The 12536-nt window shown below is 75.5% G+C and carries 7 protein-coding genes and 1 pseudogene; 3 read left to right on the plus strand and 5 right to left on the minus strand.

Features of this window, described 5'->3' with window-relative positions:
• Nucleotides 1-4 precede the first annotated feature (4 nt).
• Nucleotides 5-1195 carry a glycine cleavage system aminomethyltransferase GcvT gene (gene gcvT, locus V1634_RS10135; protein WP_331207500.1) on the plus strand — a complete coding sequence of 397 codons (1191 nt, stop codon included), beginning with the start codon at nucleotides 5-7 and terminating at the stop codon, nucleotides 1193-1195.
• A gap of 29 nt (nucleotides 1196-1224) precedes the next feature.
• Here gcvT and V1634_RS10140 read toward each other — a convergent pair whose 3' ends face one another.
• The 3 genes and pseudogenes from V1634_RS10140 to V1634_RS10150 all read right to left on the minus strand — a co-directional run.
• The gene (locus V1634_RS10140; RefSeq protein ID WP_331207501.1) at nucleotides 1225-2517 is read right to left on the minus strand and encodes a DUF2314 domain-containing protein; all 1293 of its coding nucleotides are present in this window, start codon (nucleotides 2515-2517) and stop codon (nucleotides 1225-1227) included.
• Between the two features lie 83 nt (nucleotides 2518-2600).
• Entirely contained in the window at nucleotides 2601-3371 is a 771-nt protein-coding gene (locus tag V1634_RS10145) for an adenosylcobinamide-GDP ribazoletransferase (protein ID WP_331207502.1), read from the minus strand.
• Nucleotides 3372-3594: 223 nt separating this feature from the next.
• Nucleotides 3595-5592: pseudogene (locus V1634_RS10150) on the minus strand (bifunctional adenosylcobinamide kinase/adenosylcobinamide-phosphate guanylyltransferase); the annotation flags it as partial.
• A 148-nt stretch (nucleotides 5593-5740) separates the two neighbouring features.
• Between V1634_RS10150 and V1634_RS10155 the strand changes: the two are divergent.
• Both V1634_RS10155 and V1634_RS10160 read left to right on the plus strand, forming a co-directional pair.
• Entirely contained in the window at nucleotides 5741-5941 is a 201-nt protein-coding gene (locus V1634_RS10155) for a hypothetical protein (RefSeq protein ID WP_331207503.1), read from the plus strand.
• 5 nt (nucleotides 5942-5946) lie between these two features.
• Nucleotides 5947-6744, plus strand: a complete 798-nt coding sequence (locus tag V1634_RS10160) for a site-2 protease family protein (RefSeq protein WP_331207504.1) — start codon at nucleotides 5947-5949, stop codon at nucleotides 6742-6744.
• A gap of 64 nt (nucleotides 6745-6808) precedes the next feature.
• On the opposite strand, the gene V1634_RS10165 is transcribed toward V1634_RS10160, so the two are convergent.
• On the minus strand, nucleotides 6809-7807 hold the full coding sequence (locus V1634_RS10165; RefSeq protein ID WP_331207505.1) for an aldo/keto reductase family protein: 999 nt from the start codon (nucleotides 7805-7807) through the stop codon (nucleotides 6809-6811).
• Nucleotides 7808-7914: 107 nt separating this feature from the next.
• Nucleotides 7915-12201: a WG repeat-containing protein gene (locus tag V1634_RS10170; protein ID WP_331207506.1), complete on the minus strand. Its 4287-nt coding sequence runs from the start codon at nucleotides 12199-12201 to the stop codon at nucleotides 7915-7917.
• Between the last annotated feature and the right edge of the window lie 335 nt (nucleotides 12202-12536).

The following is a 12536-nucleotide window of genomic DNA, read 5'->3' on the forward strand; positions in this document are numbered from 1 at the left end:
ACCCATGACCGACCCGACGCAGGTGACCGGCGAGGCCCCGGAACCTTCCGCCGACGTACTCCGCCAGTCGCCGCTGCACGAGCGGCACGCCGCGCTCGGCGCCAAGTTCGCCGCCTTCGGCGGCTGGTCCATGCCGCTGGAGTACACCGGCGGCGGGGTCCTCCGGGAGCACACCGCGGTGCGTACCGGGGTGGGTGTGTTCGACGTCTCCCACCTCGGCAAGGCCCGGGTCACCGGCCCGGGGGCGGCCGACTTCGTCAACGCCTGCCTCAGCAACGACCTCGGCCGGATCGGGCCGGGGCGGGCGCAGTACACGCTCTGCTGCGACGAGGCCACCGGCGGCGTGGTGGACGACATCATCGCCTACCTGCACGGCCCCGAGCACGTCTTCCTGATCCCGAACGCCGCCAACACCGCCGAGGTGGTACGCCGGCTCCGCGCCGCCGCCCCGGACGGGATCACCGTGACGGACGAGCACGAGGCGTACGCCGTACTGGCGGTGCAGGGGCCGCGCTCGGCCGAACTGCTCGGCACCCTCGGACTGCCGACCGGACACGACTACATGAGCTTCTCCACCGCCGAACTCGGCTTCTCCACCGCCGGGGCGCCCACTCCGGCCGGTGACCTGGTGTCGCTGGTGGTCTGCCGGACCGGTTACACCGGCGAGCACGGGTACGAGCTGGTGGTCCCGGCCGAGGCGGCGACCACGGTCTGGGACGCGCTGCTGGCGGCCGGCGAGCCGTACGGGATCCGCGCCTGCGGGCTCGGCGCCCGGGACACCCTGCGGACCGAGATGGGCTACCCGCTGCACGGCCAGGACCTCTCCCCGGAGATCACCCCGGTGCAGGCCCGGGCGGGCTGGGCGGTCGGCTGGGACAAGCCGGCGTTCTGGGGCCGGGACGCGCTGCTCGCCGAGAAGGCGGCCGGGCCGCGCCGTACCCTCTGGGGACTGCTGGCGCTGGACCGGGGCATCCCGCGGCCGGGCATGGCGGTGCTCTCCGCCGCCGACGGCACGCCGGTCGGCACGGTCACCAGCGGCACCTTCTCGCCGACCCGGAAGGCCGGCATCGCCCTCGCCCTGCTGGACAGCGCCGCCGGGCTGGGCCAGGACGACGAGGTCGTGGTCGACGTCCGGGGCCGCCGCGCGACGATGCGGGTGGTCCGGCCCCCGTTCGTGCAGCCCTCCGTCAGGTAACGCCCGCGGGGTCGGCGCTGGGAGCAGGGTCAGCGCTGGGAGCGGTCGCCGGCGTCGAGTACGGCCTGCGTCCAGCCGCCCTCGATCACCCCGCTGCCGTCCAGCAGGGCCCAGTCGACCACGTCGACGGCGTCGACCACGACCGGCCGGCCGATCCGGACCGCCGGATCGGCCGTGGCGTCGCTGGCGCTGGCCCCGACGATCCGTTCCGGTGTCGCCCACGAGGTCACCCCGGCCCAGACGAACTCCGGCCCCTCGTCGGTCGGCAGGCCGTACTTGACCAGCAGCTGCACCCCCTCCGGCAGCGTGCCGGCGAGGAACCGCTCCCGGATGCCGGGCAGCCCGTCCCGGGCGGTGGCGATCGCCCGGGCCATCGCGTCGTCCGGCCGGGCGTACCGGACGTCGGACTGGGCGGCGGCGCCGAAGAGGGCGGCGCAGACCGCGGCGAAGTACCGCCCGGCCGGGCCGGGATGGCCGGTCGGCGGCAGCAGGGTCAGGAACGAGTCGGCGTCCGGGTCGGTGGCGGGGTCGAGTTCCAGCCGCAGTGCCGCCGGGCCGGTGGTGTCGTGCTGCTGCGGGTTGCCGTACGCCACCGCGATGTCGTGGCCGGTGACCGAGGTGACCACCGGCAACTGGACGAAGGCCGGCACCTCGCTGTCGGTGAGCCCGTCGGTCCAGGCCCGGAGCAGTCGCCGGGCCGCCCCGGTCATCACCGCGCCCCAGGCCCGGGTCAGGTGCGTCGGCACCCCCTGGGCCTGCAACTCCAGCAGCCCGAACCGGCGCAGTCCCTTGGTGGTGAACCAGAGCCCGCCGTCGTCGGACGAGTACGGCACCAGGACCCAGTCGATCAGACGTACCCGGCCCTCGGCGTCCGGCAGCGAGCGCAGCGCGGTGGCCGGGTCGAGGAACTGCAACGCGAAGACGTCCACCAGGTCGGCGCCGAGGGACTCGGCGACGGCGCAGGCGACGGTCCGGGCCGCCCACTCGTGCGCGGGTGGCCAGCCCGGCCGGTAGCTGGCCTGCACCACCACCAGGTCGGTGGCGGCGTCGAGCCGGGCCAACTGGGTGTCGGTGGCCCCGAACGCGGTGAGCAGGTCCGGCGGCAGGTGCGGGAACTCGGCGATCGGCCGGGTGTCGACCGTCATCAGCGGGCTGTCCAGCATCTGCCGGGCCAGGTCGTGCACCGGTCCGGAGAGCCGGCCGCCCAGCGCGGCCACCGCCTCGGCCGGGGCCGGGTCGACCTGGCCGGTGGTGGGCACCAGGTAGGTCGCGGTCAACGACTCCGGGACCGGCACGGGCAGGAAATCGTCCGTGATGAGCATAACGTCCCCCGCTCGACCGCCTGTCGGCCTGAAACTCGTGCTGGTGTCCTTTTCGCGAACGCTACCCGCGAACGCCTGCCCGGTCAGCCGGTCAGCACCACCCCGAGGTAGAACAGCGTGCCGCCGAGTTCGACGCTGGCGCCGAGCACGTCGCCGGTGATGCCGCCGATCCGGCGTACCACGTGCCGGACCAGCAGCAGCGTGCCGGCCAGCGCCACGGCGACCGCGAGCGGGCCCTGCCAGGGGCGGTCCGGCACCGCCGGCACGGCGAGCAGCGCCACCCCGGCCGAGAGCCCGAACAGCGCCGCCGGGCCGACGGTGCCGGCGACCAGCGCGCCGAGCCCCTCCGGGCGGGCCGCCGGGACACCGCGCCGGCAGGCCCAGCTCACCGCCAGCCGGCCGGTCGCGGCACCGGCGGCCAGCGCCGCGAGCAGCGCGGTCCACGGCCGGGCCGCCAGCGCCGCGAACGACGCGGCCTGGAGCAGGAGTACCAGGAGCAGCGCGGTCACCCCGAACGGGCCGACGTCCGGCTGCCGCATGATCCGCAGCGCCGCCTCCCCGGAGCGGTACGAGCCGAGCGCGTCCACGGTGTCGGCCAGCCCGTCCAGGTGCAGTCCCCGGGTCAGCAGCGCCGCCGCGGCCACGGTCACCCCAGCGGCGACCAGTGGCGGGGCGATCGCCGCCAGTCCGCCGAGCAGCCCGGCGAGGATCAGCCCGAGCAGGGCGCCGACCAGCGGGGCCAGGGTCATCGCCGTACCGGCGGTGGCGCGGTCGACCCGACCGGCCCGCAGCGGCGCGACGGTGAAGGTGGTCAGGGCCAGCCGGCCGCCGGCCGCGAACCGGCCCTCAGACACCCGGTGGCACGGTGGCGCCGCCCACCCGCCCGGCGTCCCGGTCGCCGGCCGACCCGGCGTCCCGGTCGTCCACCGACCCGGTGCCGCCGGTCGACGGCTGTCCGGGTGGCGGCGTCCCGGTCGTCGGCTGTCCCGGCAGTGCCGGGGTGTCGGACGTCGGCTGTCCGGATGGCGGCGCGTCCGTCGACGGCTGCCCGGTGGCGTCGTCGGGCCCGGTGGCGTCGTCGGGCCCGGTGGCGTCCTTCGGGACGGTGGTCGGGCCGGGGCCGGCCGGCGGAGGCTCGATGAACTCCTGGTCGTCGTCGGGGCTGTCGTCGCCCTGCCCCGGCCGGTCGCCGGCCGGGCCGGGCGCCCACGGCTCGGCCGGGTCCGGCACCGGCGGAAGCGACTCGTCGGCTGGCCCGGTCCCACCGCCCTCCGCCGGGTCGGCCGGGTCGGCGGTCGCCAGGCTCGGATGCACCGGCAGGGTGCCGGCGAGGGTCAGCGCCGAGCGCAGCAGCGGCAGCGCGGCCAGCGCGGCGGCGCCCTCACCGAGGCCGAGTCGCAGGTCGAGCAGCGGGGTCAGGTCGAGCACGTCGGCGCCGAGCTTGACCGCCGGGTGGTCGCCGTGGTCCGGCAGCAGGCACCAGTGCCGGGCCTGGCCGGCGAGGTCCCGGCTGACCAGCCCGGCCGCCACCCCGACCGGCCCGTCCAGCAGCACCGGGGTACGCCGGGCGGTCGCGCCGAGCAGCACGCCGGTGGCGATCGCCAGGTCGCCGCCGCCGAGTTCGGCGAGTACGTCCTTGGCGTCCCGCGGGCTGCGCCGGGTGCGGTGCATCGCGTCCCGTACCGCCGCGCAGCGCAGCATCCACGCCTCGTCGTCCACCCGTCCGCCGAGGGTCACCACCCGGCCGAGCACCGCCGCGGGTTCGGCGCCGGCCGTGGCCGCCAGTACGGCCGAAGCGGCGGCCTCGGTACCGGCACCGCAGGCGGCGAGGACCAGCAGGTCCACCCCGGCGTCCACCGCCTCCTCGGCGAGCCGCCAGCCGTAGCGCAGCGCCGCGTCGACCTCGTCGGCGGTCAGCGCCGGACCCTCCTCGATCGCCCGGGACAGCGGTGCCTCGACCACCTGGAGGGTGGCACCGGACTCGGCCGCCAGCCGGGCGATCGGCCCGGTGCCCTGCCGGGCCTGTTCGGCGCGGCGGGCCGACTCACCGGGTACCGCGCCGGCGGCGGCACCGCCGGAGTGGTCGCCGTGCAGCAGCAGTACCCGGACCGAGCGCCAGGGCTGCGGAGTCGCCGTACCCTGCGTGGCGGCGGCGAACGAGACCACCCGCTCCAGGTGACCGAGGCCGGCGCCGGGCAGGTCGAGCGTGCCGAGCCGGTCGACGGCGGCGGGTCCGGCGTACTCGTCCGGCATCGGCAGGTCCATCCCGGGCTGGATGACCAGGCCGGTGGCGACCATCGGCAGCGCCATGGTCGGCGCGGTCCAGCCCCTCGCGTTCTCCGGCCCGCTCGGTGGCGCCGATTCGGCCGCCGGGGCCGGGATCACGGTCGGACGGAGGACCTGCGGCACCGCGCCCAGTACCTCGGTCCAGGCCGACGGGGCCGGGGTGGCCCGGTCGGCGGCGGCCCGGTCGGCCTGCGCCGGTACGCCAGGCTGGCCGGCGCCGTCCGGAGCCGGCAGCGCCTGGTCCGCCCCGGCCTTCAACCAGGCCGGCTGTCCGGCGATCACCAGCACCACCGCGTCACAGGCGTCCGCGACCGTCTGGTTGGTGGTGCCGAGCGCGTCGGCGAAGGCCCGCCCGAGCGGGGTGACCGGCACCGTCGAGAGCCCCACCTCGGGGCTGACCAGCACCAGTCGGGCCGGGCAGTCCCGGATCGCCGCACCGAGTTCGCCGATGGTGGCGACGTCGTCGGCGGGCTGGTGCGCCGGGTCGAGCAGCACGGTCACCCAGCCGCCGAGGTCCTCGACGAGCAGCGTGTCGCCGGGTCCGGCGTCGGCGATCAGTCCGGCGAGCCGGGACGGGTCGGCGTTGGCCTCCTCGGTCGTCCAGCCCGCCGGACGGCGCAGCCGGTGTGTGTCGATCCGGGCCGTCCACTCCGGGTCGTCCGGGGCGGTCACGGCTGTCGCGACATAACGGACAACCGGTACGTCCTTCAGCAGCGACTCGGCGAACTCGGACTTGCCGGAGCGGATCCCGCCCAGCACCAGGAGCCTGCTCCACCCGTCTACGGACATGCCCGTACCTTAGAGCGCTCGGCTGGGCAGTTCGCGGTGAGGTACGGGTGCGCAACCCGCTCCGGACCGCTCTGACTGGCTGGCACCGGCCGGCCGACTAGGCTGGCGGAGGTTTGTCGGCGCGAAGATCGGCGAGGGGAGACGCGACATGCCGTGGAGCTGGCGGTACGAGGGCGCGGACGGCGATCCGGTGAACGGACCGGCCGAGGCGTTCAGCAGCCAGGCCGACGCCGAGTCCTGGATCGGCCAGACCTGGCGTGAGCTCGCCGCCTCGGGTGTCGCCTCGGTGCTGCTGGTCGAGGACGACCGGGTGGAATACCGGATGAGCCTGCTGCCCGCGGCCGAGTGATGCCGATGGACTTCGACCAACGCGGCCGGGACCGGCTGGTCCTCGGCGTGCCCCGGGAGGCGTTCCGGCCCAGCCCGATCTTCCTGGCCCTGGTCGCGCTCTTCGTGACCAGCGGCGCGATGGCGTGGAACGGGTTCGGCAACCTCCGGCTCGACGTCTTCCTCTTCGTCGTCTCGGGCTGGCTGGTCTCGCTCTGCCTGCACGAGTACGCGCACGCCGTGGTGGCGTACCGGTCCGGTGACCGTTCGGTGGCGCACCGCGGCTACCTGACCCTCAACCCGTTGAAATACAGCCACCCGCTGTTGTCGATCATCCTGCCGGTGGCGGTGGTGCTGCTCGGCGGCATCGGCCTGCCCGGCGGTGCCGTCTGGGTGGACCGGCACCAGATCCCCGGCCGGCTCCGGCACTCGCTGGTCAGCCTCGCCGGTCCGGCCACCAACGTGCTCTTCGCGCTGCTGCTGGTCATCCCGTTCGCGATCGGGGTGGACGTCTTCGCCCGGCCGGAGTTCTGGTCCGGCGTCGCGCTGCTCGCCTTCCTCCAGTTGACCGCGAGCGTGCTCAACCTGCTGCCGGTACCGGGTCTGGACGGCGGCAACGTCGTCCAGCCCTGGCTGAACGCACAGTGGCGGCGCGGCTACGACCTGATGGCGCCGTTCGGCTTCATCCTGCTCTTCGCCCTGCTCTGGAACCCGCGCGTCGGCGGCTGGTTCTTCGACGGGGTCTTCGCGGTCGGCGACGTGATCGGTCTACCCGACTACCTCTACGTCGAGGGCCTGCGCCTGATCCGCTTCTGGCAGGGCTGAGGTGTAAGGAAGGGCCCCCGCTTATCGCTTTTTGTATAAGCGGGGGCCCTTCCTTACACCGCCGCTACGGGCGCTGGGCCGGGCTCTGCGTCTTGGCCGGGTCCCGCTCGGTGATCGGGTCGACGATCTCGTCGATCGCCTTGAGCAGTTCGGCGTCGAGCTTCACCCCGGCCGCCTTGACGTTGTCGCGCACCTGCTCCGGCCGGGAGGCGCCGATGATCGCCGAGGAGACGTTCGGGTTCTGCAGCACCCAGGCGACCGCGAGCTGGGCCATGCTGAGGCCGGCCTGCTCGGCGAGCGGCTTGAGCCGCTGTACCCGGGTCAGCACCTCGTCGGACATGAACCGGGCGATGAAGCCCGCCCCGCCGGAGGTGTCGGTCGCCCGCGAGCCGGCCGGCGGCTCCTGGCCGGGCAGGTACTTGCCGGTCAGCACGCCCTGGCCGATCGGCGAGAAGACGATCTGGCCGACGCCGAGTTCCTGGCTGGTCGGTACGACCTCGCCCTCGATGACCCGCCACAGCATCGAGTACTGCGGCTGGTTCGAGACGAGCTGGATCTTCAGCTCGCGGGCCAGCGCGTGCGCGGCCCGGATCTCCGACGCCTTCCACTCCGAGACGCCGATGTAGTGCGCCTTGCCGGAGTGCACGACGTCGGCGAACGCCTCCATCGTCTCCTCCAGCGGGGTGGAGTAGTCGTACCGGTGCGCCTGGTAGACGTCGACGTAGTCGGTCTGGAGCCGGCGCAGCGAGCCGTTGATCGACTCCATGATGTGCTTGCGGGACAGGCCCCGGTCGTTGCGGCCCTCGCCGGTCGGCCAGTAGACCTTGGTGAGGATCTCCAGGCCCTCCCGGCGCTCGCCCTTCAGGGCCCGGCCCAGCACCGACTCCGCCTTCGTGCCGGCGTAGACGTCGGCGGTGTCGAAGGTGGTGATCCCGACCTCCAGAGCCGCGCGTACGCACTCCAGCGCGGCCTCCTCCTCGATCTGGGAGCCGTGGGTGATCCAGTTTCCGTACGAGATCTCGCTGATCAGCAGGCCCGAGCGGCCAAGGTGTCGGAATTCCATACCTACGACCCTAGTCCTCGTACCCCGAGTGGATCAGGTTGGGCGAGGGGGTGAGGAACGCAGATCACAGCGCGGGCCCGGCGCCCTACAGCACGGGGCCTGGCGCCCTACAGCACGGGCTTGGTGTCGGCGAGCAGCCGGTCGATCTCCTCCATCACGTCGTTCCGGCTCGGGTGCACCGGGTCGATCAACGGCTCGCCCCGGCGGTCCAGCGCACCCCACTGCCCGGTGCCGTTGCCGATCAGGAAAGCGACCGGGTGGATCACCAGCGCCGGGTGGGCCGGCGCGACCAGTACCTGCCCGGACCGGTCCACCACGCCCTTGCGACCGCCCGCGTCGACGATCGCCAGCCCCTCGTCGGTGAAACCGTCGACGTACCGCCCGTCGGTGAGGGCGGTGGTGAAGCCGGTGTAGCGGGTCGGCAGCACCACCTTGCCGGTCCGGTCGACCGCACCCCAGCCGCCCCGCCGGACGGCGGCGACACCGCGCCGGAACGGGCGTACGTCCTCGAAGCCGGCCGGGATGACCACCTTGTTGGCCTTGTCGATCGCGATCCAGCCGCCGGTGCCGTCCCGGGACACCCAGGCCAGCCCGTCGGAGAAGGAGCCGACGCCCAGGTAACCGGTGGACGCCTCGATCAACAGCTCACCGGTCTCGTCGATCAGCTCCCAGGTGCGGGTCTCCGGCCGGCGTACCCAGGCCACCCCGTCCCGGAACGGCTGCACGTCCGCGTAGCTCGGCGCGATCGCGAGCTGGCCGTCGGGGTCGGCGTACCCCCAGCGCTGCACCTTCTCGCTGAACTTCGGCACCGGTGGCTTGTGCACCTGGAGGATCTCGTCGCGGTCGCGCGGGTACGGGCCCCAGCCGTTCTGCGCGACCTTGTTGAAGACCGCGTCGAGTGCGAGTTCGGTCCGGGCGATCAGGTCCGGGTCCTCGACCTTGCGCAGCTCCAGCGCCTTCTCGAAGTGGTTGCAGGCTTCCATGTAGCGGCCCTGGTCGTAGCAGGACCGTCCGGCGTGTTCGTGCATGGTGGCCCGCAACCGGTCCGGCAGTTCGGAGGAGTTCGCCTCGGCGAAGAGGCGGTCCGCCTCGGCGAAGTCCCCCCGCCACTGGAGTACGTGCGCCAACCGGGCCTGCGCGATCGCGATCCGTCGCAACTGGCCGGTCGCCTCCGCGTGGGCCAGCGCCAGCTTGCCGTCCGAGAGCGCCTTGCCCAGCTCGCCGAGGATGCGGGAGACGACCGCGCGCAGGCTCAGCAGGCGGGCCCGGGTGCCGTTGTCCTTCGCCGGTTCGAGCTTCTCCGTCAACCGGTCCCGGATCGCCCGTAGCGACTCGGGGTCCTCGACCAGCTCGCGCAGGGTCTCGTGGTGGAACCGCCACTCGTACGACGCCAATACCTGTTCGGGGTCGGTGGCGGCCGGTTCTGGCGTCTCGTCGGCGGGTTCCGGCTCGGCCGGCCCGCGTTTCCCGCCGGGCCGGATGATCGGGGTGAGCATGGTGGGCGCGCTCAGCGCGGTCGCCGCCCCGGCGGCCGGCCCGGTCGGCAGCACCGTGTCCGGGCTCGCCTCGGCGACCGGCGAGCCGGGCGGCGAGGTGGCCAGTGGGGGCCCGGAGGTGGGTGCCTCGGCCGGCGGCCCGGAGACGGGCGCCTCGGCCGCCGCTCCGGAGACCGCTGCCGGGGAGGCCGGTGGTCCCGAGGTGGGCGCGGGGGCGGGTGGCCCGGAGGTGGGCCCGGAGGTGGGCCCGGAGGCGGGGGTGCCGGAGCCGTGCGCCAACTCCTCCGGAGCGGCTGCGGCGACCGGCGACACGCTCTGCGCCGCCGCGTCCGTCGGAGTTTCCGGACCCGGTGTGGCCCCGGGCGCGGGGTCGTCCGCCGGGGACGCCGGTGCCCCGGCGTCGACCGTCAGCTCGGGGTCGCCGCCGCGCGGCTGGTCCGCCGCGCCGGCACCTTCGTCGGCGGCCGAGGACGGGTCGCTCTCCGGCTCGGTGGGGGAGGGGGCCGCCGGGGCGGCATCGGTGAGCGGTCCGACTGGAGCACGGTCCGCGACAGGTCCGGTCTTTGGCATGGAGGGTACGGAAGTCTCACTCAGATCGGTGGCCCGTCCGGCCTCCGGTACGGGCCCGGCACCGGCCGGTTCGATCGGAGGACCGGACGAGGGGACGGGCGAGGCGGGTTCGATGGCGGTACCCGCCGCCGGGGTGGCGGCGGCTGGTTCGACCGGTCCGCCGGTCTCCGCTTCGACCGCCGAGCCCGGGTCCGGGCTGGCGGGCGGCGTCGACTCGACGGGTGTGGTCGGGGACGGTGTGCCGGCGGGCGTCGGCGCGGGCAGGAACTCCAGCCGTAGGCCGGTGGTCGGGGGTGGCGTGACCGGAGGGCGCTCGCCGGTCTCCTCCGCCGACGGCTGGCGGGGCGGCTTGGGGGCCGGATCCGAGGGTGCGGCCGGGGTCAGCCAGCCAGCAGGCCGGTCGCGCGGCGGCTCCGCCGGCTCGACCGGTTCGACGGGCCGGGCCGGCTCGACCGGTCGCGGTGCCTGCGCGGCCCGGGCCGCCTCGACGGGCCGAGGCGGCTCGACGGGCCGAGGCGGCTCGACGGGCCGAGGTGGCTCGACGGGGCGTGCCGGTTCGACGGGCCGGGGTGGCGTGACGGGACGCGGTGGTTCCACCGGCCGGGGTGGCTCGACGGGGCGGGCCGGCTCCACCGGGCGCGGTGCCTCCACCGGTCGGGTCGACTCGGCCGCGCGGGCGGGCTCGACGGGGCGGGGCGGTTCCACCGGGCGTCCGGAGTCGACCGGGCGGGGCTCGATCGGCCGGGACTGCTCGACCCGGCGTACCGGCTCGACCGGGTGCGCCGGTTCGATCCGGCGGGCGGGCTCGACCGGGCGAGGCTGCTCGGCGGCGCGGGCGGGTTCCCCGGTCCGGGGCGGCTCGCCGGTCCGGGGCGGTACGGCCGGACCTACCCGATCCGTCGGAGGGCTCGCCGGCCCGGCGGCGACGACCGGATATCCGGCGACCCGGTCCGGGCGGACCGGCGCGTCGTCGGGCTGGCCGCTGCGTGGCGGGACCCGGTCGGTACCCGAGACCGGCGTCCGCTCCGGGCGGCCGTATCCAGGGGCCAGTTCGGCGGCGGGCCGGTCGACGCCGGGCGGAGTCGGCGGCCCCACCCGGTCGCCCCGGGGCACCGGGCCAGGCCGGAGGGCCGGATCGCTGCCGCGCGGGTCGCGTACCGGTGGACGGCCGGAGCCCAGATCGGGGAAGCGCCGACCCTCGCGCGGCTCCTGGGCCGGACCGCGCTGCGCCGGCCAACTGGGTGCACCGGACGGTCCGGCGGCGGGGCGCCGGACCGGAGGCTCGGCGCCGGGCCGATCGGGCCGGGCCCGGGGTGGCGTGCGGCCCGGCGGCATCTCGCGGCCCGGTGGTACCTCGCGGCCCGGCGGTACCTCGCGGCTGCCCGGATACGCCGGGCCACCGGAGCGCGCCGCCCAACCGTCGGCGCGGTCCTGCCCGGGAGCGCCCCGCTCCGGGCCGGGGGAGCCGTCGAACGCCGCCGGCATGGCCGGGCGGCCGCCCGGCCCGACCCGCCCCCGGCCGTCCCGTGGTCCGGGCCGGCCGTCGGCGGGCATGGGGCGCCGGTCCGACAGCGGCTGGGTCTCCTCGGACGCCGGTCCGGTGAGCCACCGCCCGCGCCGCTCGGGCGCAGCGCCGGAGCGGCCCGGACGGTCGTCGTCGGAGCGGTGCGGGTCGTGCTGTGAGGCCGCCCGGCCACCGGCGAAGCCGCTCTCGCCGCGACCTCCGCGCGGTCCGGGCTCGCCGCCGGGCGGCCGCCGGTCGTCCCGGCCGACCGGCACCGTGCCGCCACTGCGGTATTCCGCCGGTGGCCGGCCACGTCCGTTCGACGGTTGGTCCCGGGAGTCCGGGCCGTCGTCCCGGGAGTCCGGCGGCGGGTTCCAGCCGGGGGACCGGCTGTCCCAGCGGTCGAGCCGTCCGGTACGCGTCTCGCGCGGCGGCCCCTCCCCCCGGGCCGACGGGTGTGCGCCGGCCGGCTGCCCGGGACGCCCGTTCGGCAGCGGTTCGGGACGCCCGTTCGGCAGAGTGTCGGGGCGCCCGCTCGGCAGCGGTTCCCCGCGGCCGGCAGAAGTCGGTTCGGGGCGCCCGTTCGATACCGGCTCGGGGCGGCCGAACGTCTCCGGCTCGCCGGGGCGGGCACCCGGCGGCGGCACCTTGGCCCGGCCGGTCGGCACCGGTGCCCGGCCGGCCGGCCGGGGGCGTCGCCGCTGGTGGCCGATGTCGCCGGGATAGCGCTGACCGGGGAACTGCGGCTCCCACTCCGCGGTCGGTTCGACCACCCAGGACGGTTCGGCCGGCTCGCCCCAGCGGCCCGAGTACCGGCCGCTCACCGCAGCACTCCCGGACCTACGCCGCCAGTGCGGCCGGGCGGGGCGACGGTGTCGTGAGCGGTGAGCCCCACCGCGCGCGACGCGGCCGGGGAAGCCGGCTCGCGTCGCTCACTCACGGGGTGTCACCTCGTCGAAAAATCTCGCTGGGCAGCCGGGCGTTCCGGGTAAAGTCACCCGGCTCGGTGCAGCGTGGTCGCGGAAGGAGGGTAACGGCGTGGGCTCGGTCACCGCCACTGTGGCACCACCCATCAGCCGAAACATCATCCCATGGTTCCGGACATTTGCTGCCATAACCGGATCGGGGTTTCGTCGATACTCTACCTATCGGCAAGCTA

The organism is Plantactinospora veratri (genome assembly GCF_036421995.1).
GTDB lineage: Bacteria > Actinomycetota > Actinomycetes > Mycobacteriales > Micromonosporaceae > Plantactinospora > Plantactinospora veratri.